The organism is Variovorax boronicumulans (assembly GCF_040544675.1).
Taxonomy (GTDB): domain Bacteria; phylum Pseudomonadota; class Gammaproteobacteria; order Burkholderiales; family Burkholderiaceae_C; genus Variovorax; species Variovorax boronicumulans_D.
The window spans coordinates 1-4,374 of the sequence record NZ_JBEPKK010000042.1 but is presented as its reverse complement, the minus strand read 5'-3'; the positions used below and the strand labels follow the sequence as shown (position 1 = coordinate 4,374).

Below are 4,374 nucleotides of genomic sequence, written 5' to 3'. Positions count from 1 at the left end.
CCAGCTGGCGATGCAGCACGTCGCCGGCGAGCCAGCGGCGCTGCCACACGGCGTAGTCGGCGTACTGGATGGGCAGCGCGGGCAGCGGATCGGGCCTTCCCTGCGAGAAGGCGGCGTACAGGGCGCTGAACTCGTTGATCAGCACCCCCATCGACCAGCCGTCCGAGACGATGTGGTGCATCGTCACCAGCAGCACGTGCTCCTGCTCGGCCAGCTTGAGCAGTCGGGCGCGGATGAGCGGGCCGCGCGACAGGTCGAACGCGGTGGCGGCTTCTTCCTGCGCGTGGCGCCGGGCCTCGGCCTGGGGGTCGGCCGATGCTGTGAGGTCCACGCGCAGCAACGGCAGCCCCACATCCTCGGTCGCAATCACCTGCGCCGTGCTGCCATCGTCCTGGCGCACGAAGCACGTGCGCAGCACTTCATGGCGCGCAAGGATGCGATCGAGCGCACGCACCAGGGCCGACTCGTCCAGCGGCCCCACGAGCCGCAGGCCCGAAGGCATGAGGTAGGCCAGCCGTGCGTGTTCGTCGAGCTGCTCCAGGAACCACAGCCGCTGCTGCGCGAACGACAGCGGCAGCGGCGCGCCGCGCCCGGCCGGCGTGACCGCCGGCAGGTCGCTGGCTGCCGCCGTCGCCAGCCGCGCCGCGAAGGCAGCGAGCGTGGGCTGCGCGAACAGCTCGGCGATCGCCATTTCCAGGCCGAGCCGCGACCGGATGCGGGAGGCCAGTTGCACCGCCAGCAGCGAGTGCCCGCCGAGCTCGAAGAAGTTGTCCGCGCGGCCGATGCGCTCCAATCCAAGCAGGTCCTGCCAGATTTCAGCGAGGGTCTCCTCGATGGGCCCTTGCGGCGGCTTGAACTCGCGGGTGCCGTAGGCCGCATCGCCCGGCGCGGGCAGCGCGCGGCGGTCCAGCTTGCCGTTGGGCGTGAGCGGCAGCGCTTCCAGCTGCACGTAGGCCGCCGGCACCATGTACTCGGGCAGCCGGCTGGCCAGTTGCTCGCGCAGCGCCTGTGCCTGTACGTCTTCACCGCCAGGAACATCGCCAGTGACGTAGGCCACCAGTTGCTTGTCGGCGCCCTCGCCGCGCGCCAGCACGACGGCCTCGCGCACGCCCGGGCAAGCTTGCAGCGCAGCCTCGATCTCGCCCAGCTCGACGCGAAAACCCCGGATCTTGACCTGGTGGTCGTTGCGGCCGAGGAACTCGATCGTGCCGTCCGGCAACCAGCGGCCCACGTCCCCGGTGCGGTACATCCGCGCGCCTGGTATTGCGGCAAAGGGATCGGGCACAAACCGCTCGGCCGTCAGCTCCGGCCGGTTCAGGTAGCCATCGGCCACCCCGGCACCGCCCACGTGAATTTCACCGCTGACGCCGATCGGGACCGGCTCGCCGCACGCGCCAAGGATGTGGATGCACGTGTTGGCGATGGGCCGGCCGAGCGGAATCGAATGCGCACCCTCGCGTACTTCGCGCACGATGTGCGTGCTGGCAAAGGTGGTCGTTTCGGTCGGGCCGTAGCAGTGGATCAGCTGCCGTGGGGGACTGTCGGCCAGGATCGCAGCCACTGCCGCGACGCTCACGCGGTCGCCACCGGTCAGAAAATAGCGCAAGCGGCGCAGCACCGGCGCCAGTGCTTGCCGATATGGCTCCAGCAAGCCAGCCGTCAGATGCAATACGTTCACATCGTGGGCCGTCAGGTAGGCGGCGAGCCTGTGCGGCTGCAGCAAGGTGGCGGTGTCCACCACCACGACCGCGGCACCATGCAGCAAGGGGGCCCATACCTCCAGCGTGCTCGCATCGAAGGCGGGATTGGCGACAAAGGCGATGCGATCGGTCGCCTCGAACGCGGCGTAGCCGTTGTTGATGATGAGCTTCACCACTGCGCGGTGCGACACCAATACGCCCTTGGGCGTGCCGGTGGAGCCCGAGGTGTAGATGACGTAAGCCGGTTGCCCGGGCGTCAAGCCCGCCGCCGCAGGCGCCGTGCCCGGCAGCGCGAGCCAGGGCGCGGCCGGATCGTCCAGCCGGCACACCGGCAGCTGCTCGGGCAGCGCCAGCGCGCGCAGGCAGGCGGCATCGCTCAGCACGACCAACGGCGCGCAGTCCTCAAGCATGAAGGCCAGCCTCTCGGCGGGGTGGCTCGGGTCCAGCGGCACGTAGGCGCCGCCGGCCTTGAGCGTGGCCAGCAGCGCCACGACCATGGACACGCCGCGCTCGAGCAGCAGCGCCACGCGTGCGTCCGGGCCCACGCCCAAGGATTGCAGGTGGTGCGCCAGCCGGTTGGCCCGTGCGTCCAGCTCGGCGTAGCTGAGCGACTCGTCTTCGAAGACCAGCGCCACAGCGTCCGGCGCGCGCTGCGCCTGCGCTTCGAACAGCGCGTGGATGCACTGGTCCTGCGGGTACGCCGTGTCGGTGGCGTTGAAGCGCCGAAGTTCCTCCAGCTCCGACGGTGGCAGCGTCCGCAGCGCAGCGAGCGGCGTGGCGGGCAGCTCGCGCAACGCCTGCACCAGTTGCTCGACGGCGCCAGCCATCTGTCGCGCCATCCGCTCGGGTTCGATCGATGCGTGCATTTGCACGTCCAGCGAGAAGCCGGCTGCATGCTCGTCGTTGACCGATAGCACCAGCGGGTAGTTGGTGCGCTCGTGCTCGTGCAGCACCCGGGTGCCTTCCCAGGCCCGCGCTTGGGCGATTTCGTCGACTGCGAGCTGCTCGGCACCGCCGGCGTGGCGGTAGTTCAGCATCGCAGTGAACAGCGGCGCCGGATGCGCAATGCCGCTTGCCCTTTGCGCCAGCGCGAGCGGTGCATGCTCATGCTCCAGCAGCTCGGCCAGGGCCGCGTGGGTGTGCACGAGTGCCTCGCGCACGCCGCGGCGGTCGATCTTCACCCGCAGCGGCAGCGTGTTCAGGAACAGCCCCAGCGCGCGCTGCGCACCCTCGCCGCCCATCATGCGGCCGAACAGCGTGGTGGCGAAGACCACGTCGTTGCGGCCGCTGGTGCTCGCGAGCGCCAGCGCGAAGGCCAGGTGGAAGAAGCTGGCCGCGCTCACGCCCAGTGTCTTTGCCTGCTGCCGGATCGATTGCGACAGTTCGGGCGGCAGCGCCAGGCGCACTTCGCGCACGTCGTTGCCGTCCCCGCGCACGTCGAGCAGCCCGTACGGCGCGGTGGTCTCGTCCACGTCGCCCAGCTGGGCGCTGAAGTAGGCCTCGTGCTCCTTCGGGCTCAGCCCGAGCCGCGCCTGCGCCACGAAGTTGCGAAACGCCAGCGGCGCGGGCAGCTCGCGCTCGCGCCCGCCCAGGTGCGCCTGCACCTCCTCGACCAGAAGCTCCAGCGTGGTGTGGTCCATCACCAGATGGTGGTGCAGCAGCTTCAGCAGCCAGCGCCCTTGCGCCCGGTCGTGCGCCACGTGGGCATGCAGCAGCGGCGCGCGCTGCACGTCGATGCGCGTGTGCCGCAGGTCCGGCCGCTGCAGCAGCTCGGCGGCGGCGTCTTCCTGTTCGAGCTGCAGCTGCACCACCGGCAGCGCTGCGTGGCGCCACACCACCTGCACCGCCTCGCTCAAGCCGCGCCAGACAAAAGCGGTGCGCAGGATGTCATGCCGCGCGATGACGCGGTCCATTGCGGCGACGAACGCGTCCAGCTGCTCGCGCGTGTCGAACGCCAGCAGCGTATTCAGAAGGTACGGGTCGGCTTCGCTGCTGGCCAGGTGATGGAACAGGATGCCCTGCTGCAGCGGGGCGAGCGCGTAGATGTCCTGCACGTTGGCCACGCCGCCGTCCACGCCGGCCGCGATGGTGTCGATCTCCTGCTGGGTCAGGGTGGCCAGCGGCAGCATCTCGGGCGTGATGCGCTCGCAGCCCGCGGCGATGAGGTTGGGCGGCACCACCACGCCACCGGCGCGCCGGACCTGCTCGGCCAATGCCGCCAGTGTGGGCGCGGTGAACAGGGCGCGCACCGGCAGCTCCCAGTCGATCCGGCGCATGCGCTCGATCAGCTGCACGGCCAGCAGCGAGTGCCCGCCCAGGGCAAAGAAGTTGTCGGCGCGGCCAACGCGCTCCAATCCAAGCAGGTCCTGCCAGATCTGCGCCAGCTCTTCTTCGATCTCGCCTTGCGGCGGCTCGAACTCGCGCGTGCCGTAGGCCGCATCGCCCGGCGCGGGCAGCGCGCGGCGGTCCAGCTTGCCGTTGGGCGTGAGCGGCAGCGCCTCCAGTTGCACGTAGGCCGCTGGCACCATGTACTCGGGCAGCCGGGTGGCCAGTTGCTCGCGCAGCGCTTGTGCCTGTATGTCTTCACCCGTGACGTAGGCCACCAGCTGCTTGTCGGCGCCCTCGCCGCGCGCCAGCACGACGGCTTCGCGCACGCCCGGGCAAGCTTGCAGCG

At 70.4% G+C, this 4,374-nt stretch carries 1 protein-coding gene; it reads right to left on the bottom strand.

Annotation, left to right across the window (positions count from 1 at the left end):
• A partial coding sequence (locus tag ABIC90_RS27250) for an amino acid adenylation domain-containing protein (protein ID WP_354359842.1) occupies window positions 1-4,374 on the bottom strand: 4,374 nt, incomplete at both ends.